The 23,610-nt window shown below is 43.4% G+C and carries 34 protein-coding genes; 28 read left to right on the forward strand and 6 right to left on the reverse strand.

Translation table 11 applies throughout. The features are described 5' to 3' along the window. The first annotated feature begins 307 nt into the window (after positions 1-307). Positions 308-532, forward strand: a complete 225-nt coding sequence (locus tag Ga0451573_RS14800; RefSeq protein ID WP_231684913.1) for a helix-turn-helix domain-containing protein — start codon at positions 308-310, stop codon at positions 530-532. A gap of 26 nt (positions 533-558) precedes the next feature. Further along, positions 559-2,226: a ribonuclease J gene (locus Ga0451573_RS14805; protein ID WP_231684914.1), complete on the forward strand. Its 1,668-nt coding sequence runs from the start codon at positions 559-561 to the stop codon at positions 2,224-2,226. A gap of 30 nt (positions 2,227-2,256) precedes the next feature. Here Ga0451573_RS14805 and Ga0451573_RS14810 read toward each other — a convergent pair whose 3' ends face one another. Further along, complete coding sequence (locus tag Ga0451573_RS14810) at positions 2,257-3,858, reverse strand: peptide chain release factor 3 (protein ID WP_231684915.1); 1,602 nt, start codon at positions 3,856-3,858, stop codon at positions 2,257-2,259. A gap of 390 nt (positions 3,859-4,248) precedes the next feature. Between Ga0451573_RS14810 and mntA the strand changes: the two genes are divergently transcribed. From mntA to Ga0451573_RS14935, 26 genes are all read left to right on the forward strand, one after another. Then, a complete protein-coding gene (gene mntA / locus Ga0451573_RS14815; protein WP_231684916.1) occupies positions 4,249-4,710 on the forward strand; it encodes a type VII toxin-antitoxin system MntA family adenylyltransferase antitoxin in 462 nt (153 codons plus the stop codon). Further along, positions 4,700-5,110, forward strand: coding sequence for a type VII toxin-antitoxin system HepT family RNase toxin (gene hepT, locus Ga0451573_RS14820; protein WP_231684917.1), 411 nt, complete (start codon positions 4,700-4,702; stop codon positions 5,108-5,110). Before mntA ends, hepT begins: the two co-directional genes overlap by 11 nt. A 1,052-nt stretch (positions 5,111-6,162) precedes the next feature. Continuing rightward, complete coding sequence (locus tag Ga0451573_RS14825; protein WP_231684918.1) at positions 6,163-7,113, forward strand: permease; 951 nt, start codon at positions 6,163-6,165, stop codon at positions 7,111-7,113. Between the two features lie 18 nt (positions 7,114-7,131). Then, a complete protein-coding gene (locus tag Ga0451573_RS14830) occupies positions 7,132-7,572 on the forward strand; it encodes a thioredoxin family protein (RefSeq protein ID WP_231684919.1) in 441 nt (146 codons plus the stop codon). 1 nt (position 7,573) lies between these two features. Beyond that, positions 7,574-8,263 carry a cytochrome c biogenesis CcdA family protein gene (locus tag Ga0451573_RS14835; RefSeq protein WP_231684920.1) on the forward strand — a complete coding sequence of 230 codons (690 nt, stop codon included), beginning with the start codon at positions 7,574-7,576 and terminating at the stop codon, positions 8,261-8,263. Positions 8,264-8,283: 20 nt separating this feature from the next. Then, a complete protein-coding gene (locus Ga0451573_RS14840) occupies positions 8,284-8,409 on the forward strand; it encodes an ArsR family transcriptional regulator (RefSeq protein ID WP_231684921.1) in 126 nt (41 codons plus the stop codon). After that, positions 8,384-8,524, forward strand: coding sequence for a hypothetical protein (locus Ga0451573_RS14845; protein WP_231684922.1), 141 nt, complete (start codon positions 8,384-8,386; stop codon positions 8,522-8,524). Before Ga0451573_RS14840 ends, Ga0451573_RS14845 begins: the two co-directional genes overlap by 26 nt. Before the next feature lie 4 nt (positions 8,525-8,528). Next, positions 8,529-8,780, forward strand: coding sequence for a thioredoxin family protein (locus Ga0451573_RS14850; protein WP_231684923.1), 252 nt, complete (start codon positions 8,529-8,531; stop codon positions 8,778-8,780). Positions 8,781-8,903: 123 nt separating this feature from the next. Continuing rightward, positions 8,904-9,095, forward strand: coding sequence for a hypothetical protein (locus tag Ga0451573_RS14855; protein WP_231684924.1), 192 nt, complete (start codon positions 8,904-8,906; stop codon positions 9,093-9,095). A gap of 33 nt (positions 9,096-9,128) precedes the next feature. Further along, the gene (locus Ga0451573_RS14860; RefSeq protein WP_231684925.1) at positions 9,129-9,809 is read left to right on the forward strand and encodes a cobalamin B12-binding domain-containing protein; all 681 of its coding nucleotides are present in this window, start codon (positions 9,129-9,131) and stop codon (positions 9,807-9,809) included. Between the two features lie 46 nt (positions 9,810-9,855). After that, a complete protein-coding gene (locus Ga0451573_RS14865) occupies positions 9,856-10,188 on the forward strand; it encodes a DUF6951 family protein (protein WP_231684926.1) in 333 nt (110 codons plus the stop codon). Positions 10,189-10,534: 346 nt separating this feature from the next. Beyond that, positions 10,535-11,155, forward strand: a complete 621-nt coding sequence (locus tag Ga0451573_RS14870) for a DUF2703 domain-containing protein (protein ID WP_231684927.1) — start codon at positions 10,535-10,537, stop codon at positions 11,153-11,155. A 112-nt stretch (positions 11,156-11,267) separates the two neighbouring features. Further along, positions 11,268-11,720: a MarR family winged helix-turn-helix transcriptional regulator gene (locus Ga0451573_RS14875; RefSeq protein WP_231684928.1), complete on the forward strand. Its 453-nt coding sequence runs from the start codon at positions 11,268-11,270 to the stop codon at positions 11,718-11,720. A 64-nt stretch (positions 11,721-11,784) separates the two neighbouring features. Further along, positions 11,785-12,588 carry an arsenite methyltransferase gene (gene arsM, locus Ga0451573_RS14880; RefSeq protein ID WP_231684929.1) on the forward strand — a complete coding sequence of 268 codons (804 nt, stop codon included), beginning with the start codon at positions 11,785-11,787 and terminating at the stop codon, positions 12,586-12,588. Positions 12,589-12,734: 146 nt separating this feature from the next. Further along, positions 12,735-13,160 carry a MarR family winged helix-turn-helix transcriptional regulator gene (locus Ga0451573_RS14885; protein WP_231684930.1) on the forward strand — a complete coding sequence of 142 codons (426 nt, stop codon included), beginning with the start codon at positions 12,735-12,737 and terminating at the stop codon, positions 13,158-13,160. 45 nt (positions 13,161-13,205) lie between these two features. Then, complete coding sequence (locus Ga0451573_RS14890) at positions 13,206-14,099, forward strand: permease (RefSeq protein ID WP_231684931.1); 894 nt, start codon at positions 13,206-13,208, stop codon at positions 14,097-14,099. Between the two features lie 59 nt (positions 14,100-14,158). Continuing rightward, on the forward strand, positions 14,159-14,317 hold the full coding sequence (locus Ga0451573_RS14895) for a hypothetical protein (protein ID WP_231684932.1): 159 nt from the start codon (positions 14,159-14,161) through the stop codon (positions 14,315-14,317). Positions 14,318-14,716: 399 nt separating this feature from the next. Continuing rightward, on the forward strand, positions 14,717-15,823 hold the full coding sequence (locus Ga0451573_RS14900) for a sulfurtransferase (protein ID WP_231684933.1): 1,107 nt from the start codon (positions 14,717-14,719) through the stop codon (positions 15,821-15,823). A gap of 58 nt (positions 15,824-15,881) precedes the next feature. Further along, positions 15,882-16,154 (forward strand): hypothetical protein, encoded by a 273-nt coding sequence (locus Ga0451573_RS14905; protein ID WP_231684934.1) that lies wholly within the window; start codon positions 15,882-15,884, stop codon positions 16,152-16,154. A 21-nt stretch (positions 16,155-16,175) separates the two neighbouring features. Then, the gene (locus tag Ga0451573_RS14910) at positions 16,176-16,745 is read left to right on the forward strand and encodes a C-GCAxxG-C-C family protein (RefSeq protein WP_231684935.1); all 570 of its coding nucleotides are present in this window, start codon (positions 16,176-16,178) and stop codon (positions 16,743-16,745) included. Positions 16,746-16,992: 247 nt separating this feature from the next. Further along, the gene (locus Ga0451573_RS14915; RefSeq protein WP_231684936.1) at positions 16,993-17,568 is read left to right on the forward strand and encodes a sigma-70 family RNA polymerase sigma factor; all 576 of its coding nucleotides are present in this window, start codon (positions 16,993-16,995) and stop codon (positions 17,566-17,568) included. 69 nt (positions 17,569-17,637) lie between these two features. Then, positions 17,638-18,075, forward strand: coding sequence for a DUF2703 domain-containing protein (locus tag Ga0451573_RS14920; protein WP_231684937.1), 438 nt, complete (start codon positions 17,638-17,640; stop codon positions 18,073-18,075). Between the two features lie 79 nt (positions 18,076-18,154). Further along, complete coding sequence (locus tag Ga0451573_RS14925; protein WP_231684938.1) at positions 18,155-18,352, forward strand: uroporphyrinogen decarboxylase family protein; 198 nt, start codon at positions 18,155-18,157, stop codon at positions 18,350-18,352. Beyond that, a complete protein-coding gene (locus Ga0451573_RS14930; RefSeq protein ID WP_231684939.1) occupies positions 18,333-18,554 on the forward strand; it encodes an ArsR/SmtB family transcription factor in 222 nt (73 codons plus the stop codon). The genes Ga0451573_RS14925 and Ga0451573_RS14930 overlap by 20 nt, the downstream gene beginning before the upstream one ends. Beyond that, a complete protein-coding gene (locus Ga0451573_RS20455) occupies positions 18,554-18,694 on the forward strand; it encodes a hypothetical protein (RefSeq protein WP_492207357.1) in 141 nt (46 codons plus the stop codon). The genes Ga0451573_RS14930 and Ga0451573_RS20455 overlap by 1 nt, the downstream gene beginning before the upstream one ends. A 233-nt stretch (positions 18,695-18,927) precedes the next feature. Next, positions 18,928-21,054, forward strand: coding sequence for an S-layer homology domain-containing protein (locus Ga0451573_RS14935; protein ID WP_231684940.1), 2,127 nt, complete (start codon positions 18,928-18,930; stop codon positions 21,052-21,054). 78 nt (positions 21,055-21,132) lie between these two features. Here the strand turns inward: Ga0451573_RS14935 and Ga0451573_RS14940 are convergent, their stop codons facing one another. The 5 genes from Ga0451573_RS14940 to Ga0451573_RS14960 form a co-directional block, all read right to left on the reverse strand. After that, entirely contained in the window at positions 21,133-21,705 is a 573-nt protein-coding gene (locus Ga0451573_RS14940) for a manganese catalase family protein (protein WP_231684941.1), read from the reverse strand. A gap of 16 nt (positions 21,706-21,721) precedes the next feature. Next, the gene (locus Ga0451573_RS14945) at positions 21,722-21,988 is read right to left on the reverse strand and encodes a spore coat protein CotJB (RefSeq protein ID WP_231684942.1); all 267 of its coding nucleotides are present in this window, start codon (positions 21,986-21,988) and stop codon (positions 21,722-21,724) included. A gap of 18 nt (positions 21,989-22,006) precedes the next feature. Next, positions 22,007-22,204: a spore coat associated protein CotJA gene (locus tag Ga0451573_RS14950; protein WP_231684943.1), complete on the reverse strand. Its 198-nt coding sequence runs from the start codon at positions 22,202-22,204 to the stop codon at positions 22,007-22,009. Between the two features lie 153 nt (positions 22,205-22,357). Next, positions 22,358-22,738: a DUF4363 family protein gene (locus tag Ga0451573_RS14955; RefSeq protein ID WP_231684944.1), complete on the reverse strand. Its 381-nt coding sequence runs from the start codon at positions 22,736-22,738 to the stop codon at positions 22,358-22,360. Positions 22,739-22,752: 14 nt separating this feature from the next. Then, positions 22,753-23,439, reverse strand: coding sequence for a DUF421 domain-containing protein (locus tag Ga0451573_RS14960; protein WP_231684945.1), 687 nt, complete (start codon positions 23,437-23,439; stop codon positions 22,753-22,755). Between the last annotated feature and the right edge of the window lie 171 nt (positions 23,440-23,610).

Below are 23,610 nucleotides of genomic sequence, written 5' to 3' on the forward strand. Positions count from 1 at the left end.
ATAAAGAGGATTCTTGCCAGTGGGATGTACCAGTGGGATAGTCCGACCGGAATCTGTAGTAGAATTTGCTATGAAACAGTTCTACACTTGATACTATTGTACTATTTTGGAAAAACTAAATGCTGTAAAGATATTGCGGTTGTTTTTGTGTAAATTGCTTAATTCGGAAATGTTATATTATCTCAAACACCAGCATTGCACAAGAGTATAATATTTAGTATACTTTATTAAGGCTTAGAAAGAGATAATTATAAATAACTATAAATGGTTATAATTAATTATAAGTGACATGAAAAGAGTGGTATGTATGTCAAAACATTATGGAGATAAAGGGTTAAAAAGTAAAGTAGATTATCCGGATATTATGACAATAAATCAGGTAGCTGAGTATTTTCAGATAAGTGAAGTGACTACCTATAAGCTGGTTCAGGAGGGAAGCATTCCGGCCTTCAAAATAGGACGGCACTGGCGGGTAAAAAGGGATGACCTGGATGAATTCATAGAAAGACTGAAACGGGGTGAAAGAATTTGAAAGTTAAACGCAGGAGTGGGACTAAATTGAAAAAGGACAACAGTGGTCTGAGTATTATACCCCTCGGAGGTGTGGGGGAAATCGGGAAAAACATGGTGGTCTTCGAGTATGGTGAAGACATAATAGTTGTTGATGCCGGTGTTGCCTTCCCTGGCGAGGAATTGTATGGCATAGATTTGGTAATCCAGGATATCAGGTATCTGGTAAGAAACAAGGACCGGGTAAGGGGAATTTTTATTACCCATGGTCATGAAGACCACATAGGCGCTTTACCTTATGTCCTTAAAGATATCGATGTACCTGTGTATGCTACCAGGCTTACCATTGGCCTGATTAAAAAAAGGCTGACAGAGCATGCCATGGAAAAAACCGCCAAGCTGATTGAAATCCATCCTGATGATGTGATCAGGGCAGGTGTTTTTACGGTTGAATTTTTTCGGATTAATCACAGTATCCCTGATGGAGTCGGACTGGCAATTGATACCCCTGAGGGGCTGGTGGTGCATTCCGGGGACTTTAAACTGGATCATACGCCAATTGACGGCAGGGTAACTGAGCTGCACAAACTGGCTTCATATGGCGCCAGAGGGGTGCTGCTATTTATGTGTGACAGTACCGGAGCTGAAAATGAGGGCTTTACACCATCTGAAAAAGTGGTTGGAGAAACATTTGCGAAGGAGTTTGAGCGGGCAGAAGGAAGAATCATCGTAGCAACATTTGCTTCAAATGTGCACAGGATCCAGCAGGTGGTAAATGCCGCTGTGGAACATGATCGTAAGATTGCCGTAGTTGGCAGGAGTATGGTAAACGTGGTTGAGGCGGCCAGGGAATTAGATTATTTATCCTGTCCGGATTCAATAATGATAGATATTGATCAGATAAATAAGTATGCTCCACACCGTATTGTAATTATAACAACCGGCAGCCAGGGGGAACCGATGGCTGCCCTGACACGAATTGCCGAAGGCAGCCACAGGCAGATTGTACTTGAACCCGGAGATACGGTAATTTTATCGGCAACACCTATCCCGGGAAATGCCAAGCATGTCTACAGGACAATTAACAATCTCTTCAAGGGAGGCGCCCGAGTAGTTTACAGGGATATTGCATCTGTACATGTGTCCGGACATGCAGCCAAGGAAGAAATTAAGACCCTGATAAATATTGTTAAGCCCCAATATGCGATGCCTTTTCACGGTGAGTACAGGCATTTGATTAAATTCAGAAAGACAGCTTCCGAACTGGGGATTCCTGAAAAAAACGTTATCATCAGCTCTATTGGGGATAAAAATGTTTTTCACCTGGGCAGATTCAGCATGCAGGGTAAAGTTCACTCCGGAAGCATAATGATTGACGGCTTGGGCGTAGGGGATGTGGGCAATATAGTTTTACGTGACAGAAGGCACTTGGCTGAAGACGGAGTTGTGGTTGCCGTGCTGTCTATTGACAAGACCACAGGGGCGCTGTTATCAGGCCCCGACATAGTATCACGCGGTTTTGTCTATGTCCGCGAGTCTGAGGCGCTGCTGGCCAGGATGAAGCATGAACTGGATCGTACGGTGAAAACCTGTGAAAAATCAAATATCAGGGAATGGTCTAAAATTAAGGAACAAATCCGGAAGACCTTAAGTAATGTGATGTATTCCGAGACAAAAAGGAAACCGCTTATTTTACCGATAATAATGGAGGTCTAGTATAAAGAAAACCGGCTGAGGTACAGCCGGTTAACCGTCAGACAGTTCATAGGGTTTGCAGAAACGAACGCGGGGGTTTTTTTCTGCCGCCCAGCGGAGGGCAAAATCATTTTCATAAAGTACCACAGTATCACCGTTGTGGTCCTTTACACAAGGGCTGGAACTGCTGTGGAGCTGACGGATGTCTTCCGGGTTATCACTTTTTACCCACCTGGCAATGTTGAAGCGGAGATGCTGCAGTAGAATATCGGCCCCGTATTCTGCTTTAAGCCGGTATTCAAAAACTTCAAACTGAAGTTTTCCTACCACTCCCAAAATGATGTCTTCCGTTCTGTCCCTGAAGGTCCGGAATATTTGGACAGCGCCTTCTTCAGCCAATTGGTTAATTCCTTTTTGGAATTGTTTATGTTTCATAGCATCCTTTACTGTTACCCTGGCAAAATGCTCGGGAGAGAAGCGGGGGAGCCGTTCGTACTGAAATGATCCCTCTTCGCAAAGGGTGTCACCTATCTGGAAAATTCCCGGATCGAATATTCCAATGATGTCACCGGGATAGGCTTCATCTATAATATTCCGCCCCTGGGCTAGAAATTGCTGTGGCTGTGAAAGCCTTATTTTTTTGCCTGTTCTGACATGGTTTGCCATTATGCCGCGGCTAAACTTACCTGAACAAATGCGGAGAAAGGCGATGCGGTCACGATGTGCCGGGTTCATGTTAGCCTGAATTTTAAAGACAAAACCGGAGAATGGCGTTTCCTCCGGGGCGACAAGACCGATGCTGCTTTTTCTGGGCGTTGGGGCCGGGGCAAGCTCCAGGAAGTCATCCAGAAAAGTCTGGACACCGAAATTAGTAATGGCGCTCCCGAAAAAAACAGGAGTTAGCTGCCCCTTTTGGATTTGCTGCCGGTCAAACGGATCTCCGGCGATGTCCAATAAGGAAATATGCTCATAGAGTTGGTGGTAAAGAGTTTCATCGATTACGTTTTTGAGAGCAGGGTCTTCAATTCCTGCAGCACAGGGGACAAATTTCCTTACACTCCGTTCATTAAATAGTTCCAGCCTGTTTTTCTGCCTGTCGAAGATGCCGCGAAAATCTCTTCCCATACCAATAGGCCAGTTCATCGGACACGAACGCACACCAAGCACCTGCTCAATTTCCTCTAAGAGTTCCAGAGGGTCTTTGCCGTGCCGGTCCATTTTGTTTATGAAGGTGAAAATGGGGATAGACCTGATGCGGCATACTTCAAACAGTTTTATTGTTTGGGCTTCCACCCCTTTGGCTGCATCTATTAGCATAACTGCGCTGTCGGCGGCATTCAGGGTGCGGTAGGTATCCTCACTGAAGTCCTGGTGACCGGGAGTATCTAAAATATTTATTTTTAAACCTTGGTAAGAAAACTGCATGACACTGGAAGTAACCGAAATACCGCGCTGCTGTTCAATTTTCATCCAGTCGGAGGTTGCATGTTTTCCTGATTTTCTCCCTTTAACAGTACCGGCTAACCGGATGGCCCCGCCAAATAAAAGAAGTTTTTCGGTCAGGGTTGTTTTCCCGGCATCGGGGTGTGAGATGATAGCAAAAGTACGTCTGGTGTTGACTTCTGAGGTAAGCTTATTTTTATGATTATGCATTTGTGCCCTTTCTATTGTAATTTAGTCCTATAAATTATAGCACATTTGAAATTGACCTTTTAAATTATACCACATTTTTTGTTGTATATGAAAACATGAAGCATTTTAATAAAGTTTTATCTTGCATTTGAAAAAACATGTTAAAAAACCAGAGAGTCTTTACCTCTCGTAGTGAAGAATGTTGACCTTTTAAAGCAGCAGGGTCTCAGGCGGGACCTTAAAATCATGCTGGGCCGGATGTGTTGTCCCCGTGGGCATTTCATGGAAGTTTGTTTAGGAGCAATTTTGTTAAAAATAAATGGTGAATAATTGATTCCGGTTTCAAGAAATTGCAGGAAATGATACGCTTGATGAGGTATAATAAATTAAAAGGCGTGGTGGGAGGGTGCTATGTCAGAAAACATAATCCCAAAAGATGTATTGATTTTTAAGTTGTTTAGGTTTACAGAACAAATCAGACATGACGGAAAAATAATTGCCTTTTATCTTTTCGGATCCTATGCTAAAGGCAGGCCAATTCCATCAAGTGATGTTGATTTGGCTGTCCTTTTTGATGAATCTGTTAATAAGGATTACTACCTTATGGAACGACTTAGATTGATGGGCGAGGTGTCAACAGTTCTTGGTATTGATGCGGTTGAACTGGTAGTACTTAATGAATTGCAGCCGGCCCTGGCATACCGTATTATTAAGGATGGAGAATTGTTATATACACGGGATGAAGTGAAAAAGCAGCTGGTTGCTTTTAAGGTGAAGACAATGGACCGGTATTTTGATTTTCAGCCGGTACAAAGGATGTTTTCCGAAAGTTTGGCAAGGCGAACCAGGGAGGGCGGTTTTGGTGGTAGATAAAGAAAAGATCGAACAAAGACTTATGAAACTTGAACAGGCGGTACGTAAATTAAGAGAAATTGCAGAACAATCCTGGGAAGAATACAATAGTAATGAAGCCCTCAGAGACAGGGCAGAACGTAATTTGCAGGTTGCGGCGCAGGCTTGTATAGACATAGCTAACCATATTATTGCAGACAAGGGGTTTCGGACACCTCAGGGGTATGCTGACAGTTTTAATGTACTATTAGAAGAAGGTATTATCCTTGAGGTATTATCTGATAAAATGAAAAGGGTGGCCGGTTTTAGAAATATTCTTGTTCATGATTACCTGGAGATAGATAATAAAATTGTTTATCTGAGCCTAAAACATCTTGAAGATTTTAGTGAGTTCGCAAAACACGTATATATGCTGTTGTAAGCAGCCAAAAACCAAAAGGCCTGACTGTTACAGTCAGGCCTTTTTCCAGCGCGCCCGGCATGGGCTATTTGATTATCCCTAACTGCTTCGCACGAGCAATCGCATCCAAAGCATTATGTACCTCCAACTTTTGATAAGCAATCTTTGTGTGAGTTCTGATTGTGTTAAGGCTTAGACCTGTTTGTTCAACTATCTCGGTGTATTCGCAGAGCTCTAAAGAAAATTTGTCCGGCACTCGCTTGCAATACAGGAAATCTTCTGCTGTTCATATAAAGCCGCAAATGAATCCGGCAGATTGTTTCTGCTTAAAACGAGTATTGTGATCGCCAGGGGAAGTCGCTTCATAACAAATGGGAGCGACTTTATTATTTCCTCATTGGAGATGGAATGGAAATCGTCAAGCACAAGCGCGTATTTAAAATCTTCATAGGTTAACTGAGTTAACAAATCAATAGTACATTCGACGGGAGAAGCATTAAAAGCAGGAGATTTAACTTCCTGCCCGATTTTTTAAGCCATAAAAGAGTTGAAATAGTTTTGCCATAACCGGCGGGAGCATGAACATATATGTACTGATTTTTTGCTGCCTTGTCGAAGGTTGCTTAATATAAAAATAAAATGCGATGTTCTTTTTTACCTTTGCTGCAGCTTTAACCGCTTTTGGTAGGCTAAGCCTGGCTGCCGGATTTTCTTCCTCAACAGCCTGTTTTAACTAAAAATTTGATTGACCGCTAATATACCATCTATTATAATAATATTATAAATTACTAATATAATCATTGAAAAGAGGTGATTATATGCTAGCAGAAAATAACCACAACCACTTGAAGGAGTAGTAAATGTATATGACATCCATGCGTGGAAGATTTCAGGACAGTTAATTTCTTTCAGCATGCTTGGTATCATGCATTCTACTGTCCAACTGGAGCAGAACTGCCATATGCAGGGCCTGACAGTATGCGATATCAGGGAGGCCTACCGGGGAAACGCGTGCCCCATGTATTAAGTTAACCATTTAATAGAATTTGCAGAAAGATGGGAAGGTGATAGTTATGTTTGAATTAATAGCTGATTATATCGTATACAACTTGTTTAATCTCCAGCAAAATACAAGGCTGGGTGACTCGGTTCATTTCTTTATATATGACTCCCTTAAGATTATTGTACTCCTGGCAGCTATGATTTTTGTGATTTCATATATAAGGAGTTATTTTCCTCCGGAAAAAACCAAGAAGATCCTTGGTCATACCAACCGCCTGATAGGGAATATTATTGGGGCTGTGATGGGAGTTGTGACACCTTTTTGTTCATGCTCATCTGTTCCGATATTTATAGGCTTTGTTGAAACCGGGGTTCCGCTCGGAGTGACCTTTTCCTTTTTGATTGCATCTCCACTTGTTAATGAGATATCGGCAGCTATGCTGCTGGGACTGTTTGGGTGGAAAGTAACGCTTCTCTATATTGCCAGCGGCATGATTATAGCCATTGTGGGAGGCATTATAATCGGCAAACTCAAGCTTGAAAAGGAAGTTGAAGATTATGTCTATGAAATAAAGATGGGGCAGTCTGCGGAAATTGAAGAGCTTACCTGGAGAGACAGAGTTAAATTTGCCAAAGATAATGTTTCTGAAATAGTTAGAAAAATATGGGTTTATATTCTCATCGGAATTGGTGTCGGGGCGCTGATACACGGCTATGCTCCGGAAGAATTCCTGGCCAAATATGCAGGTCCGGATAACCCGTTGGCTGTATTTGCAGCCGTAATAATTGGAATTCCCCTTTATTCCAATGCTGTCGGGACTATTCCCATTGCCCAGGCGCTGATAGGAAAGGGGGTTGGGATAGGAACCGCCCTGGCTTTTATGATGGCTGTTACAGCATTGTCCTTGCCGGAAATGATAATATTAAGAAAAGTGCTAAAACCCAAACTAATTGCCATATTTATTTCAATCGTTGGCGCAGCAATAATATTTACCGGATATCTGTTCAACCTGATACTCTAAAATATTGGAGGGGAAAAATTGAAGATAAGAGCAGTTGTGTTAATATTGCTGGTAGCTGCATTAGCTGCCTTGCTGGCTGCCAAGGGGTTCAGGACAAATCCTGTCCCGGATGAGTATACCTCAAATGGGGCAGTTTCCCAGTCTGCAGACCTGATAAAACAGTCCATACAAGACGGTAAGCCTGCCTGGCTCCTGTTTCATTCAAAGACCTGCCAGCCTTGTATAGAGATGGAAAAAGTGTTTAACACACTAAAACCCGAATTTGAAGGAAAAGTGACTTTTGTTGACATCAATGTAAATGACCCGGCTGAGCAGGAACTGTGTGCTCAGTATAAAATACAGTATATCCCCACCACATACCTTCTTGAGCCTGCCGGGAATATTGCGTTTGATTATGTCGGTGTGATACAGCTGGATGAAATGCGGGCCAAACTAAATGCCCTGGCGGGGGAGGGGTAAAATGGAAGATATCGTTACCAACTATCTCTCTCAGGCCCTGACAGGTTACTCTGTACTGGCAGTACTACTGGTTTTTGTCGGAGGGATAGTTACCAGCATAGGTCCGTGCAATATGTCTATGATCCCTGTCCTGATGGCCTATGTGGGCGGGACATCTGAGGTATCCAGGGCCAGAAGCTTTTGGTTATCATTCTTTTTCACCCTGGGAACATCAACTACTTTTGCTTTGCTGGGTGTGATTGCTTCAGTTATCGGCGGGTTTTTCGGTGTCTCCAAATCAGTTTTGGTTTATATTGCTGCTGTGGTGAGCATACTGGTAGGATTGAAAATGTCAGGGGTAATAAATTTTAACCTGCCAAATTACGGAGCGCGAATTCTGCGCAGGCCGCAGCACAAGGGGATTTGGCCGGCATTCTTGATGGGACTTGTGATTGGCCTGGTCGGCTCCCAGTGTGCTACTCCCATACTGTTTGCCATCCTGTCTCTGGTGATGAGCAAAGGACAGATAGCATACGGGGCAGTGCTGCTGTTTATATACGGTCTCGGCAGGGGAGCGCCTGTGATAGCAGCAGGGACTTTTACCGGATTTGCTAAAGGACTTCCCGGTCTGACCCGATGGGCAGGAGTTTTTGAAAAAGCTGCGGGTGTGGTCTTAATAGTCATTGGGCTCTATTTTGCATGGACAGCATGAAAAACGGGGAGGTAATGGCCTTGGAAGAGAGGTTGTTTTCTATGGAAGCAGAATTTTTTAAGGCTTTGGCTCATCCGACCAGGGTGGGGATTTTGAAGCACCTGAAAGAAGGGCCTAAATGTGTCTGTGAATTTACTGAAATATAAGGTGAATTACCCGCAGATTTTTGAAATGCTTGACATGGTGGAGACAATTCTGATATCCCAGGTTCATGATACCCTGATGCTGCTTGATAAACGGCGAAAAGAAGGAGGTGAGTAGTCAAATGGATATTAAAGTGCTTGGTTCAGGATGTGCTAACTGCAACAAACTGGAACAAATGGTATTTGATGTGCTGGCAGAGCTTAGCGCTGATGCAGATGTAAGCAAGGTAACAGATTTTAAGGACATAATGTCCTATGGGGTAATGTCAACCCCGGCGCTGGTTATCAATGAACAGGTTGTGTTTTCGGGTGGAGTTCCCTCCAAGGCCAAACTGAATGAGATTATTGCAACAGAACTGGCCAAAAAGGGATAACGCCGCTAACCGGTCAAAATTATAATGTTTTACGGCATAAAAGGTTTTGCAGCAGGTTAACTGGGCAAAACCTTTTATGCCAAAAACCCGTAGGATATTGTTGATGATGCGGAGGTTATACCTATGCCGATATATCTTGATAATGCGGCCACTTCTTTTCCCAAGCCGGAGGTTGTATACAGGGCTTCCGATGAATTTATGCGCAAGGTTGATGTTAACGCAGGGCGGGGAGCATACAGGCAGGCTCTGGAAGCTGGGGTCGGCTGCAGCTTTATGAAGGAGTTAAGGAACTGGCCGCGTATTTATTTGAAATAGGCAAATATTATTTGGGAGGCTGAGCCAAATGGGGTGAATGGTTCATATGAAAAGGCCGGTGTAGAATTCATGAACAAGGGCCTGTTGAGGAAGCTAAGGGAAGCAGTTTTATCAGGTGAGCAGGAGCTGGCATTGAAGATTGCCGGAACGGCTTTGACAGAAGAAGTACCTGCCGAGGCCTTGGTTGAGCAGGGTTTATATCCGGCAGCATGCGAGTTAGCCCGAAGCTATGGAAATGACGAAACATGTATGGCAGAAATACTGGCAAAATTTGAATTAATTCAGTTGCTGCTTAACGAATTAATTCCAAAACTGCGAGATGAAAGAAAAGGAGCAGAGCGAGGGCGATTATTGATCGGTTCCATACAGGGTAACCTGATAGACTTCGGTAAACTGATGCTGAAAATTCTATTTATTGCATCTGGTTTTGGGGTAATTGACCTGGGGACAGATGTATCTCCTGAAACATTTGCTGAACATGTGCGTATGGAAAAACCTGATGTTCTTGCAATAGCCGTATATACAAAAGAATCTCTGCCCATGGCAGCAAAGACTGTCCAGCTTTTAAAGCAGGATTGTCTCAGGCAAGACCTTAAGATTATGCTGGGAGGCTGGGCGGTAACGCCTGAATTTGCAGCTGAGGCCGGTGCGGATATTTTTGCAGTAACGGCCGAGGAGGCAGTGGAACTTTGTTTGGCTGCCGTGGGGACTTGAATGGTACTGCATATACAGTCAGGACAAAACGGGGAGTGATTTAACTGTGAAAGTAAGTATTAATATTCAGGCAGGAATCTGTGGTTTTGAAACTACTGTCACAGCATGTGGTTCCGGTGTGAAAGAGCCGACTTTAATTGAAATTGAAAGTAACTGTGAAAAGATTATTGCACTGGGTGAGTCTGTCAGGGAAGTCAGAGGACTGGACGAAATAACCCGGGGTTTTGATGGCGTAATTATGTCTGAGGCAAGAAATGTTCTTAGGGGATGCTGCGCCGGTTGTGTAGTTCCGGCAGGCATTTTTAAAGCAACACAGGTTGCGTCTGAGTTAGCCCTGCCTAAAGACATATTAATTTCAATGACCAAAGAGGAAGAATAATGAGTTATGAATGCCAGTATTTGTCCTGTCTGCGGCCGGCAGGGCCAGAGCGTGCCGCTGACTGCCGTGGAGCAGGAAAGATGCAACTGCCAGTATGAAAATCCGGCAGGCAAGTGCTGAAAATTTTATTGGAGGTGTAATTATAATGTCTGTTGATATTAAAAAGAATTTAAACATTGAAATCACTTACTGTGTGGAATGAGGATTTCTTTCCAAGGCCTCCGGTCTGGCGGCCGCTATAGAGAAGGAGTTTGGTATCCCTGCGAAATTGAGGGAAGGTCATAACGGTATCTATGAAGTTTCTGTAAATGGCAATGTAATGTGTACAAATCAGAGTAAATGCAGCATGATTCCAAATGAAGAAGAGATTTTTCGGGTGCTCCGGCAGCTTGGCGTCCAAAAGAAAGAAGCTGCACAGGAGGTTGCTGAGAGCCCCGGAAGACAGGTGAACATTGAATTTATGTATCTTGACCTGAGTGTCTGTAACTGGTGTCAGTCAACGGAATCTAACCTTGATGAAGCCATAGCGGAAGTGGCCCGGGTTTTAAAGGCCACCGGTGTTGATGTGAATGTCAGGAAAATACATGTGCAATCAGAAGAACAGGCCCGTGAACTGGGATTTGTAAGTTCGCCGACAATCCGCATAAATGGACAGGATATTCAGTTGGATGTCAAAGAAGCCTTATGTGATTCTTGCGGTGATCTGTGCGGGGACAGTGTTGACTGCCGGATTTGGACATATCAGGGCAAGGAATATACTGCTCCGCCAAAAGGCATGATAATTGACGCTGTCTTAAGGGAAGTTTACGGTGGTACAAAAGAGAGTACGAAAAAGCCAGCCAAAACAGGCGAGATACCGGAGAATTTGAAAAAGTTTTTTGCAGCCAAACGCCGGAAACAGGATATTGAAATAATCAAAGTAACAGATAGTTGTTGCAGTCCGACTACAGGCGAAAAGTGTACCTGAAGTTAGACGATTACCCGCAGTTTGCGGGTTTTCTTTATGTTATGATCTGATTAAGTTAAACAAAAACTTGCAAATTGCAATAAATAATCATATAATTAGCTCAGGGGGTGAAATGAAGTTGGAAAACGTCCACGAGTTGATCCGGATTTTAGTCCAAAGGTTTGGATTGCTGAACGCAAGTTGTTGTGAGAACTGTTTCGGGGAAGGAGTTTCACTGGTTCAAAGCTATATCCTGTTTGAGATTAGGAGGGAAGAAAATCCTGCGATGTATCAGGTCGCGGAAGCTCTGGGGATAGATATCACGACATTTAGCCGGCAAATTAAATCCTTAGAAAATAAATGCCTGGTTACAAAATCGCCCGATCCCGATGACCGGCGGATTAATATACTGGCGCTTACCTCTGAAGGCAAAAGGATAACAGACCAGATCGATATGCGCATGAATAGTTATCTTGAGCAGCTTTTTTCCTGTTTCACAGAGTTTGAACGAGAGGTAGTGATTAAATCAATGAAACTGTTAAATAAAGCTTTATTCAAATCGGAAATGTGTTGCGATATAAAATAATTATCCAGTAGGATATTTGCAAAAAACAAGTAAAAGCCAAATAATTGCATGAGGAGGTAACAATATGAATCCAGACAAAACAGCTGAAGTTGTCAGGGCAGCCTATGGGTCCATTGCCAACCAGCAAAGCGGTTGTGGCTGTGGCGGTTCTTGCGGGGATGACGCAGGGGAATTTGCCAAATCTCTTGGGTATTCTGACAGTGATCTTAGCGTTATACCTACGGAAGCCAATTTGGCGTTAAGCTGTGGGAATCCCACCGCGATTGCCGGCCTAAAGGAAGGTGAAACAGTTCTTGATCTCGGTTCCGGAGCAGGTTTCGATTGTTTTCTGGCAGCAGCTAAAGTTGGTCAGTCAGGCAGAGTCATCGGTGTTGACATGACACCGGAGATGATTGGAAGGGCAAGGGACATAGCCTCAAAAGACCACAATGCCAATGTTGAATTTAGGCTTGGTGAAATTGAAAATTTGCCTTTAGCAGATAATTCGGTTGATGTAGTGATAAGTAACTGTGTTATTAATCTATCTGCCAATAAGGCCAGGGTTTTTCAGGAAATATACAGGGTGCTTAAGCCTCACGGAAGGGTGGCCATATCTGATATTGCTCTGCTAAAAGAGCTTCCTGAAAAAACCCGGATTAGCATGGAAGCTTATGTGGGTTGTGTTGCCGGTGCAATGCTGATTGATAAGTACAAAGAGGTGGTTGAAGCATCCGGATTAAAGGATGTGAAAGTGACCGTTAAAGGTTCTTCGATTTGCCTGGATCCGGATACCAAAGACCCGATAGGGAGGGCTATGCTGGACAGCCTGGAAGAAGGCCAGTCACTCCAGGACTATGTTGTCAGCGCTTATATTGAGGCAACAAAGTAAAAGGGAGAAACTAAAATGACCATTATTGGCATTGCCCTTATTTATTTTTACAGGAAGAAAGGCCCTAAAAAAGGTTGACGTCAGCAACTAATAAAAGTATAATTTAGTTGATGGGGTCAACCAAATTAGAAAGGAAGAGCTCTAGAGTGGATAAAAACATTTCGGCAATCTATAATTCGCTGCAGGAGGTAGCATGGTATTTCGGAAACAAAGGATTTGACGGGGAATGCTGCGGGGACCTTTCTTTAGTTGAATTTATGACATTAAAAAAAACGTTCCTTAATAAAAATTTTTCAATACAGGACATAGGAAATGCATTGAATTTTACGAAAAGCGGAGCTACCAGAATTGTTGACCGCTTGGTAAGTAAGGGATACCTCACACGTGAACGTTCTTCCGTTGATGGGCGGGTTTGCTGTGTTTCAGTTACGGAAAAAGGAACAGAAATGATAAATGAGACCATGGGAAAAAATACTGCCCAGCTTCAAGAAAGGTTGAAAGACCTTGAACCACAGGTAGTGGATGTTATTAAAGATGCATTGGAAACTTTATTAACAGCAATAGAGCGGTAAGAGCTCAGATAGTCTAAAATTTTGCATCTAACTGGGGGGGTATATGTGAATTCACTTACAAGCACAATAAAATATTTTATTGTCATAACTGCGGAGCTTACGGTATTGTTTCTGGGAATCAGCACGATTGTGGCATTAATCCTTATGTATATATCTCAGGAGAAAATTAAAAACTGGATGTCAGGTAAGGGTATATGGGGTAATTTTATTGGAGCATTTATCGGGGCCTTGACACCTTTCTGTGCTTGTTCCACTATTCCGCTGACTCTTGGTTTTTTGGAAGCCGGAGTCACATTTGGCGCTGTGATATCATTTGTGATTGCTTCGCCCTTATTGAATCCTATAATACTGACCATGCTGGTGGCCTTGATGGGCTGGAAGGCAAGCGTAATCTATTTTATTATTGTGTTTGGCGGGACTGTTATTTTTGGAGTAATCCTGGAAAAAGCAGGTGGGTCCAAGCTTGTTAAGGGAGTCCGAATAAAAGGAGGTGAGCAGAAAGATAATGAAGAAATGCCCAAGGCTTTTAAATCCAAATTGAGGCTGTCTTTTATTAAAGCCTGGGGAGACTTCAGGGGTGTCTTAATTTATCTGCTGGTCGGTGTCGGTATTGGGTCAATTATTTACGGCTATCTGCCGCAGGATTTTGTATTAAAAATTGCCGGTCCGGATAATCCTTTTACCATCCCAATTGCAGCGCTAATAGGCATTCCCCTGTATATTCGTGCAGAAACGGCGATACCAATCGGAGTAGCCTTAATGCAAAAAGGTATGAGCATTGGAGCTGTAATCGCTCTAATTATTGGCGGGGCAGGTATGGCAATTCCCGAAATGAGTATGTTAGCAGGTATATTTAAGAAAAAATTGGTAGCAGCTATTATTATGGCGATTTTTCTTACAGCTGTTATTGGCGGATATATTTTCAATATGATTTTATAGGCAATACGTGAAAATGATTTCAAAAATTAATATGAAACATGAAAGGGGGAAACATGTTAATGAATAACGAAAATAAGAAGAAGGGATTATTTGAAAGCCTTTTTGGCAGCAAGAAAGATAAAAAAGGATCATGCTGCGGCAGTTTCCAGATAGAAGAATTGCCGGAAGAGAATACCGAAAAGAAAGATTCTGAGGCTTCCTTAAAGAAGCAGATTTGAGACAGAGCTTCAGGATGCATTGGACAGATTTAGAATTTAAAAAGTATTTTGAGTGGATACAGGCATCACATTTGCTGTGAAGCTTGTATCTTTTTTTGCCAGTTTTTAGATATAACTATTCCTGATAGGGGTATAATTTAATCCTATTACCCGAATTAGTATGTGCATGTTATAATTAGCACAAGCGGTAGTGTAAATTATTTCCAAAAATAGTGAGAATTAAATCAATTCTGACAACTTGGAGTTGTAATAATTAATTTGTCTCCATAAGGCAGTGCTTTGGTATCCAAAAAAACATATTTTAAAAGGAGAGGTGGGTTAGCAACAAGGCAAAACTCAAGCACTGCCGGCTGATGCCATAAGCAATTATAAAACACAAACGAAAGGGGAAATTATCAGATGCATTATTTATCAAAAAGAACAGTATTTTTAAGCCTTATGATGATACTTCTTCTAGTTGCAGCCGGGTGCAGTTCTTCCGGTGTCGCCCAGAATAACGTACCTGCTGCCAGTGAAACGGAAACTTCAGTTGCTGCAGCAGCTCTAAAACTCCATCCGGCAAGCCCGGAAACAGTAGCTACCAGTACTGAATCATTGGGAGCTTTTTCCCTTGATGAAATCGGCCCGTCTGACATTGTAGATGTTGCTTTTGTTGAATCCAAGGTTAAAGATTCCGGATGGGTAATAATTGACGCCCGTTCTGCTGAGGATTATGCCAAGGGACATATCCCGGGAGCTGTTAACTTTGGCGGCAAAGGTCTCGTTACTGTTCTCAAGCACCCAATGGATGGCCGTGTCCTGCCTGCCGAAAAATTTGCCAAGTTAATGAGTGAAATGGGAATCAGCAATGACATGGACTTGATTGTCTATGGAAAAGCCAATGATTATCATGTATTTATCGAAGGCTCTCCGCTTTATTACGGGGCAAAATCATTCCACTACATGAACGGTGGTTACGAGGCATGGCAGAAAGCAGGCCAGTCAGTTGAAACGGATCCCGTGAAACTGTCACCGGCTACTTTTACTGCCAAGTCTGTTAACCCCAATATGTATGTTTCCACATATCAAATGGCTGAAATCGCTTCAACAAAGGATCCCAATTACTACCTCATCGATGTTCGCAGTAAGGATGAGTATAATGGTATCGGCTTTGGCACTACCCGTGCCGGAAGGATTCCGGGAGGAATCTCCTATCCGGTAGATATTAACATGGATAAAGAAGCCGGAGTACTTGCAGTTGATAAATTTGCAGAACTTTATAAGGATGTTCCTAAAGACAAGACAGTTATTGTTTATTGCCACCGCGGCTGCCGGACCGCCTTCTCCTTCCTTGCTCTCCGCAGCTTAGGTTATAAGGACGTCCGGGTTTATGAAGATTCCTTTGTAGTTTATGGCAACTGGCTTGATTTGCCTGTAGAAGAAGAGCATTTCCTTAACCTGCGCGGTGATTTTAAGACAACGGTTGAGAGGGCCGAAATCCTATGGAAAGAAGCAGGTAAAAGCTAAATAATTACATCCTTTTTTAAAAAGGTGTCTTTTAAGTTATTGGGGAAGGAGATTAGTAGTGATTAAAGAAAAAAATAATCTGGAAGAGGGAAAAAACTCCCTGCTGAGCAGGAGAAAATTTCTGATAGGCGCAGGAGCTTTGGCGACATCCGGTGTACTGGCTGCCACAGGTCTGGTGGGATGCGGGGCGAAGGAAAAGCCCGCTGGGACTTCAGCTGAACCGGGTGCAACCCCATTATCTTCCGGTGGTAAAGTACCATGGAAATATCAAAAGTTGGATGTTGAGCTGGTAAGGAAAAGAGGATATGAAGCTTATTTTAAGTATGGCTGAGGTTATGGAGCCGCAGAAGCGTTGCTTCTGACTCTGAGAGAATCATCCGGGGGGCCGTGGGATAATATTCCAATTGAAATGTTCATATACGGCGCTGGTGGAGCATATTCATGGGGTACTTTATGCGGAGCTTTAAATACCAGTATGGCCATTATGTGCCTTGCTTCAGAAAAACATGCCGAAATAGGCAATGATTTAATCGGATGGTACACCGAGTTTCCATTCCCGTCCGACAAAATGGATGCTTATTCCCATTTTCCCAAACAGCATCAGACAATATCCAAATCACCTCTGTGCCACGTATCTGTAAGCACGTGGGCCAATGCTGCTGACTCCATTCAAAGGATTAATGAAAAGGCAAAGAAAGATCGCTGTGCCAAGGTTACCGGTGATACGGCTGCCAGGGCAGCAGAACTCCTGAACCAGGCTCTTGGCGGCAAGGTTGTTCCTCTGTACAAGGTTCCTGAGGAATTTAATCACTGTATGCAGTGTCACCAGGGAGAGAAGAGTACTTTGGATAACCAACAGGGGAAAATGAACTGTAATCTGTGTCATGATGTCGCTGACGATCATCCGGCGAAGACGCAGTAATCTTTTTAAAAAACAATTATAAATATAATGAGCTGAAACACAGCCGGACCCTTTCTTATAGCGGTTCGGCTGTGTTTCCTAATAGACATCTCAGGGGTGTTTGCTGCTCTAATCGTGATAGGGATTATAGGAATCATGTAGGTACGCTAAAGAAATTCTTGAATTGTATGATTCCCTGGAGGAGGAGATTGACAGCCTTCAGCAGAATAAAATGCAATAGGTGTTATTTTTTATATATATATAGAAGGTGATATATTTGAATACGGAAGAATTATGGGCCATCTATAGTTCCAGCCTGAAGACCTATATAATGAAACATATACCGGATAAATATGAAGCAGAAGATATACTTCAGGAAGTCGGCATTCGAATGCAAAAAAATGCAAACAGAATTAAAGATATAACCAATGTTGAGGCCTGGTTGTACCGGATAGCCCATAATTTAATAGTGGACTATTTCAGAGGAGCAAACAAGCATTTACTGACAGACCATATCAATGAAATACCCGTTCCAGCCGCAACTGAGCAGGAGAACTATAACAAAGAGGCGGCGGAGTGCTTGCTAAAACTTCTTGAATATCTTCCTGACACATATAAAGAAGCCATTATTGAAAGTGATTATAATGGTAAGAAGCAAAGCCTGTTAGGTCAAAAATGGGGATTAAGCAATTCCGGAAGCAAAACCAGAATCCAGCGGGCACGGAAAAAATTAAAAAAAGTGCTGCTTAGTTGCTGTGAAGTCAAATCAGATAACGCAGGGAATATAATAGATTTTTATAATAAAGAAAATGATGGAACTGAATTTTCGTGTATAAAGTGTTAGAATAAATGCGTCCTTTTGTTGATGCCTCCGTCTTTATTTATGAAAACACTATTACAGGGAGGTATTTAAATGAAAAAACTTATAATTGAATGGAAACATCTTGATGTTGAAGGGGAGACCTGCAACCGTTGTTATGATACGGGTGAAAATCTTAATCAGGAAGTAAAAAGATTAAACAGAGCGTTGCAACCACAGGGCATCGAGGTAGAATGGTTTGAGACCAAACTCGATGATACCCAGATTCCTCAATCAAATACTATCTTATTCAATGGAGTTCCTATTGAAGACATCTTGGATATTAAGGTATCAGAGAACTTCTGTGAGTCCTGTACTGCTTTACTGGGAAATGAAACTTACTGTCGAACCATTACATATGAAGGCTGCGAGTATGAAGACATACCTGCCAAGGCCATCCGGCAGGCGGCATTTAAGGTATTAGGCATAGAAGAAGCGAAAAGGGTGCCGATGGCAAATTCCGGCTGTTGTAATAACAGCGGCTGCTGCTAATTTCAGAAAAAAATTCTATTAGAACTATTCGGGCGGGGCATATGTTCCCTCCCGTTTTTGTTGTTTTGAAGTGGAACAGGTGAATTTTGAGACGGCGGGTTTTGAATGTGCCCTGATACCTTTTGACATCTGTGTTGAAGCTGAGTTGATGGGGTGTAAAATAAAGTATTTTCGCAATAGCAACGAATCAATATATCCGAATATAAAGAAACGTTTAATTATAGAACCAAACGAAATCGAAGGAGTGGAGGCTCCTGATGAGGTTATGGGGAGATGAGGTCAGGTTAAAGATACTGCAAATGCTGACAGAACGTGAAATGTGTGTCTGTGAAATAATTGACTGGCTGGACATGTCCCAGCCGGTAGTTTCCCATCACCTGAAAATTCTCAGGCAGGCCGGGCTGGTGAAAGACTGCCGGGACGGGAAGTGGATATATTACTCCTTAAATGAAAACCCGGGGAGGTTGTTACTGTTCTAATCCCTGAATTTGTAACCTCCAAATGGTGGCACCGTTTTCTGCATAACCAAACCGGGTTAATGCTGCAGAACCTCTTGGTGCTGAAGACAGATGTGGTTGTAACGGCAGTCCCGTTCCACTTACAGAATAAACGTGCCTGAGCAGTAGGATGCCCCATCGGAGGATGCTAAACTTGCTCAAAATTAAACAACATCAGTCCGATGGATGTTCGAACCAAGGCTAAGTGTTCGTAATGGACGATATTTAGTTTCTCAAACCTCAAGGGAAATGAACTGAATACATTAAAACCATGACCACAAAAATTTGGTTCTGTAGGGAAATAACGTTTTATGTCGAAAAGAGTAATAAAATAGTAGTAATTGGAATATGGGGGGTGTTGGGAATAAAGCTAATTAAATTGAGCTTAATAGTTATCTGTATCATGCTGACCTCTGCTATGCCCGCTTTTGCAGAAAATGCGGCAGATGTACAGGGGCACTGGGGAGAAAAAGAGATAAATCAATGGATAGAACAAGGATTTATCACAGGATATGCCGATGGGACATTTAAACCGGACCAGAATATAACCAGGGCCGAGTTTATAACAATCCTGAACAAAGCGTTAGGGCTTAAGGAGAAAACAGAGGACAATTTTAAGGATGTTCCCCAACGTGCCTGGTATGCCGGGGAATTTGCAAAAGCCAGGTATGCAGCATATATTTCAGGTTACAATGACGGCAGCGTTAGACCGCAAAACAATATTTCGCGGCAGGAGGTTGCAGTACTTGTGGCCAATCTTCTGAGGTTAACTGAAGCCAATAATTTGATGACAGTGAAAAAATTTAGGGACGCGGCTTCTATACCTGCCTGGAGTAAAGCATGTATTAACCAGCTGGCAGTTAAGGGATATATTAATGGTTATGCAGACCAGACTTTTCATCCCACGGCACCTATCACCAGGGCTGAGGCTGTTGCCATGCTAAACAGGGTTTTGGGCCAAATAATAAGTGAACCCAAGACTTATGGACCTGAAACAGGGCAAGAGGTGATTAACGGCAACCTTACCCTGACCAGTCAGGATATTATATTACAGAACCTGACCGTGGCAGGGGATATGTACTGCACTGCAGGTATTGGTGAAGGTAATGTCTATGTTAAGGATTCAGATATTAAAGGTAATATTATTATCAGCGGCGGGGGAATAAACTCTGTAATTTTTCTGAATACCTCTTCCCAAGGAATTATCATTTATAAAAACAGCGGCAGGGTACGTGTTGTAGCCGAAGGGGATACTTCTTTAAACAAAGCGGTTTTGGAGACCCCGGCAATATTGGTGGAACAGGATGCCCGGGGCAAAGGATTCAGTGATGTTGAGATAATTGTCATCAAACCGGGGGAAGCAGTTGAGTTGGATGGGGATTTCCAAAATGTTTCCATAGCTGCAAAGATTGAAGTGAGTATAACGGGAAATACCAATATAAATAATATTGAAATTGACAGTTCGGCAGAAGGCAGTCAGATTGATATAGACAGCAGTGCAAGTATAAATAATGTTATTATTAATGCGGGCATCCAGATCACCGGCAGCGGAACGATTGATGCTGCAGTTGTTAATGCCAATAATGTGACAATTCAGCAGAAGGTGAACCGGGTAACGGTGTCCCAAGCAGTGCAGTCAACTAATGTGGGAGGCCAGGAGATTAATGAGCCGGGAGTGGTGACAACTCCTGTGGCAGGCGGCAGCGGAAGCTCTAATTCCACTCATGCTCCGGCAGCAGGTCAAGATACGGGGGCTGTAAATGAAGATGAAAGCGTATTAATAGATGTACTGGCGAATGACACCGATGCCTTGAGTCATACGCTGACAGTCACCGGCTTCACCTATGAAATCAGTGACGGCAATGGCGGGACCGCGACAGCCACGGTTAGTGTAACCATAAATGCGGTCAACGATGCCCCGGCTACGGTCAATGATACTGCTGCAGTTGACCAGGATAGTACTGTGCTGATAGATGTAATAGCCAATGATACGGATGTTGAGGGTGATACCCTGTCAATCACGAGCCTCACCCAGGGGACTAACGGTATGGTGTCCAAGGAAGGAGACAGCCTGAGGTATACGCCTGATGCCGGTTACACCGGAGCCGACAGTTTTACCTATAATATCAGTGACGGCAACGGCGGTACCGCAACAGGCACAGTAAGTGTTACGGTGAACCTTGCCGGGCCTTTGTTATCAATGGATATAGACGAACCTTTCTGGATAACAGAACGTTTCCCGGTATCAATAACTCACACGGGGACTTATGAATTCAGAACAAGTTTTTATTCTTTCGATTGCGATACCATCCTGTATGTTTTAGATGCAGCTACAGCTGGCAATATACTGGGATCTAATGATGATTACACCGATTTATATGCCTGTGTTATCTTAAACCTGGACCCGGGAACATATTACGTAAAGGTTGAAGAGTTTTCAGCAAGTTATCTTTATTGTCACTTAGAAGTTTCTGAATTGTAGTATATAAAAAAGGCCTGACCGCTCCGGTCAGGCCTTTCCCTCGTGCGCCCCGCATGGGCCTTTTTCTAGCACTTTCCCCTAAAATACTTTCTTACAGTTCAAATGTGTCTGCACATTATCCAGGACTTCACCGAACCTCTGGAAGTGGACAACTTCACGCTCCCGGAGGAACTTGAGGGTATCATTGACACAGGGGTCATCACTTAAGTTGAGGATGTTTTCATAGGTGGCCCTGGCCTTTTCCTCAGCGGCCATATCCTCGACCAGGTTTGCCACCGGGTCTCCCTTGGCGGCAAAGTAGGCCGCGGTAAAGGGTACTCCCCCGGCATTCTGCAGGAAGACATCCTTGCCGTGGTTGGCGTAATAGGCTTCCAGCCCGGCTGCCTTGGCCTGGGCGGGGGTTACCCCCTTCATCAGCTTATAGAACAGTGTGGCAATGATCTCCCAGTGTGCCAGCTCTTCGGTCCCAATATCTGTAAGCACTCCTTTGGCCATTCCTGTCGGCATTGTATACCGCTGTGTCAGGTAGCGGTTGGCTGCTGCCGCTTCCCCGTCGGAGCCGCCGTACTGTTCCAGGACTATTTTCGCAAGCCGTGGGTTGGGGCCGCTTACCCGGACAGGGTATTGAAGCTTTTTCTCATATATCCACATACTATCTTAGCCCTCCTTAGTACTCGATTTGCCACGGCCATGGCTCGTCAATCCAGCGCCATGGGTGCTGGCTGGGGGAAGTGCCGAAGTTCATCAGGGGACCGTAGCATTTTTCGTATTCAAACTTGAGTTTTTTCAGACACTCAGTGACCTGGTTATATTCTGCCAATGCCTTGATATCAGCAGGATGTGTGTCCAGGAAGAGGTTAAGTTCAACGGCAGTAAATTCGTAGCTCATTATTTCCTTGAGCAGGTGTGCCTGGTGAGAAATTTTCCTATTCATAGCTACCTCCTGTCATTATTACCATTCAGATGTACACGGATGGGGAGTATAAGGTCTCACAAGTTCCGGAAAGATAGTGCCATGGTACAGGCCGATTTCCGGGTCAAATACCAGCCTCATATACTGGTAAGGTGTCCATGCCTGTGCCAGCCGGGCCTGGGGAAAGCACGCTCCTATTGGCTCCGGAGGCAGACAGTTGTTATATTCTCTCAACATTTTTTGACCCCCTCTAAACAGAGTTATTCCTATGTTTAGGATATGCAGAAAAACCGGTATTTGTTATTCGTCACCCAATATGTAAACAAAAAAAGGAGTCTCATTCCGAGACTCCGCATTTACGCCCTAGGAATACATTTTCCATTTCCCCTCTCATAATACATTTTTCATATTGAGGGCTTCTTTTTCAGGGACGTGTTTGATAAGCAGCTTTAGTTCCGCCATTTCCGACATAAAGCCGGATAGGTCCCTGGTGTCCATGAATTTTTTAGTCCGGGACATTGATGTATTTATCTGGTCCAGTTCGATGTGGTCAATCAGGATGGTCCATTTGACGATGGTCCGTTCCCATATGGCATGAAGTTTGGAAAAGTCAGATTCGGCCTGCTGCCAGTCATCATTGGCAACACTTTTTTCAATTCGTTCAGCCATAACCAGGAGTTCATTTGCGGTGCTGTCAAGATAATAATAGGCATAGGTTCCGAAACCCAGGAGAAGGGCTAAAATCACTATTGTAGCGACTACAATTTTCAATTTTTTCACCTCTGTTATTTCGCTTCTTTACCTGACTTAAGCTGGCAAAAGAGCTTATCCTCGGTATCCAGACAGGCAAAAAGAACATCTTTGGGACTTGCTATCCCCAGGTCTTCAAGCTCCTGATACAGCCACTCAATATTCAATTTCAATTTCGCCAAATTCCTGTGAATGACATGTCCGTCCATTATCAGGGTATAGGGAAGCCCTTCATATTTTGTGGGAAGATTTAAATCTTCCGGTATCACAGGTCTTTTTTGAGACTTTTCGATAACGCTGAGCTGGCCGCTGGTTTCCAGAATGGCAAATTCAACATCTGAAATGTTGGGGACATCTTTTGCTCTAAGTTGTTCCATTAGGTCACTAAGGTTATACCTCAGCCGCTTGAGTTCAGATTCGACGATTTTTCCGTTTTCGATGAGGACACTGGGGGTGCCGCAGATAAAACCCCTGGCCCGGTCACTCTTTAAAGAAATATAGGACAGGATAACCTGAGCGGCAATAAGTGTCAGAATCGGGGTAATGCCGTTTATTAAGGGTATGCCCGGACTCTCCATAGGTATTGCGGCCAATTCCGACAGCATTAGGGTGACTACCAGTTCAAAGGGCTGAAGCTGGCCGATCTGTCTCTTGCCCATGATGCGCATGGCCATAACTACAAAGACATAAAGTATCAGGGTGCGAACAAGAACAATCAGCAAAACGCTGTCCCTCCTCTTGTCTAACACAAGTCTCTTTATTTTAACCACGAGGCAGGTCTTTTATTACAGGCAACTATTCAATCCCCTATAAATTCCATTCAGTGGGCAATTATGCTGTTTCGTCCCTAAACAATAGAAAAACTACTCTCGTAGTGATACAGTAGTATTAGG

This window comes from Phosphitispora fastidiosa, from assembly GCF_019008365.1.
Taxonomy (GTDB): Bacteria; Bacillota; Thermincolia; order Thermincolales; family UBA2595; genus Phosphitispora; species Phosphitispora fastidiosa.

Excerpts from the sequence above, each read along its gene's own strand:
- Ga0451573_RS14835 (WP_231684920.1), top strand. The coding sequence starts at position 7,574 with ATGGAAGATATCGTTACCAACTATCTCTCTCAGGCCCTGACAGGTTAC.
- Ga0451573_RS14800 (WP_231684913.1), top strand. The coding sequence starts at position 308 with ATGTCAAAACATTATGGAGATAAAGGGTTAAAAAGTAAAGTAGATTAT.
- Ga0451573_RS14945 (WP_231684942.1), bottom strand. The coding sequence starts at position 21,988 with ATGAATAGGAAAATTTCTCACCAGGCACACCTGCTCAAGGAAATAATG.
- Ga0451573_RS14950 (WP_231684943.1), bottom strand. The coding sequence starts at position 22,204 with ATGTTGAGAGAATATAACAACTGTCTGCCTCCGGAGCCAATAGGAGCG.
- Ga0451573_RS14855 (WP_231684924.1), top strand. The coding sequence starts at position 8,904 with ATGCCGATATATCTTGATAATGCGGCCACTTCTTTTCCCAAGCCGGAG.
- Ga0451573_RS14940 (WP_231684941.1), bottom strand. The coding sequence starts at position 21,705 with ATGTGGATATATGAGAAAAAGCTTCAATACCCTGTCCGGGTAAGCGGC.
- Ga0451573_RS14825 (WP_231684918.1), top strand. The coding sequence starts at position 6,163 with ATGTTTGAATTAATAGCTGATTATATCGTATACAACTTGTTTAATCTC.
- Ga0451573_RS14900 (WP_231684933.1), top strand. The coding sequence starts at position 14,717 with ATGCATTATTTATCAAAAAGAACAGTATTTTTAAGCCTTATGATGATA.
- Ga0451573_RS14810 (WP_231684915.1), bottom strand. The coding sequence starts at position 3,858 with ATGCATAATCATAAAAATAAGCTTACCTCAGAAGTCAACACCAGACGT.
- mntA (WP_231684916.1), top strand. The coding sequence starts at position 4,249 with ATGTCAGAAAACATAATCCCAAAAGATGTATTGATTTTTAAGTTGTTT.
- Ga0451573_RS14850 (WP_231684923.1), top strand. The coding sequence starts at position 8,529 with ATGGATATTAAAGTGCTTGGTTCAGGATGTGCTAACTGCAACAAACTG.
- Ga0451573_RS14875 (WP_231684928.1), top strand. The coding sequence starts at position 11,268 with ATGAAGTTGGAAAACGTCCACGAGTTGATCCGGATTTTAGTCCAAAGG.
- Ga0451573_RS14870 (WP_231684927.1), top strand. The coding sequence starts at position 10,535 with ATGATTCCAAATGAAGAAGAGATTTTTCGGGTGCTCCGGCAGCTTGGC.
- Ga0451573_RS14895 (WP_231684932.1), top strand. The coding sequence starts at position 14,159 with ATGAATAACGAAAATAAGAAGAAGGGATTATTTGAAAGCCTTTTTGGC.
- Ga0451573_RS14930 (WP_231684939.1), top strand. The coding sequence starts at position 18,333 with ATGAGGTTATGGGGAGATGAGGTCAGGTTAAAGATACTGCAAATGCTG.
- arsM (WP_231684929.1), top strand. The coding sequence starts at position 11,785 with ATGAATCCAGACAAAACAGCTGAAGTTGTCAGGGCAGCCTATGGGTCC.
- Ga0451573_RS14920 (WP_231684937.1), top strand. The coding sequence starts at position 17,638 with ATGAAAAAACTTATAATTGAATGGAAACATCTTGATGTTGAAGGGGAG.